General features: G+C 43.8%; 1 protein-coding gene. It reads right to left on the reverse strand.

Annotated elements, in window-relative coordinates; translation table 11 throughout:
* A partial coding sequence (locus RYX56_RS21300) for an N-acetylmuramoyl-L-alanine amidase (protein ID WP_317123982.1) occupies nucleotides 1-409 on the reverse strand: 409 nt, incomplete at both ends.

Here is a 409-nt window from a genome sequence, read left to right on the forward strand (position 1 = left end):
GCCATGGTTACTGGCAATGCCTCGTTTATAACCTTCGCTGTGACAGATGATATCTTTTTCACTAAACCCATAGAGTTTGCAAAGATATACACAAAGCTCCAAGGCTTCCTTATAAACAGCAGAAAAATACGAGGCATCGGTCAAACCGTCCTCGCAAATTTCAAATCCAATATGAGAATTGTTTGCAGTTCCTCCAGCATGCCAACCTCGGTGATTCCAAGGCAATGTTTGATAGGTTGCAATGGAACCACCTGCTAATTTACCAATAAAGGCATGGACACATACTTGACGGCCTCCAGGTTTGTCTTGATTCCAATGGTTGTTATATTGGTTCTTTCCTAGCAAGCCATCGTCAGGGCCAACATATCGTTTGAGCCACGGGTTGTTAGCTCCAGTTGAGTGAACCATG

The organism is Alkalihalophilus lindianensis, assembly GCF_032843265.1.
GTDB classification, from domain to species: Bacteria; Bacillota; Bacilli; order Bacillales; family Bacillaceae_D; genus Alkalihalophilus; species Alkalihalophilus lindianensis.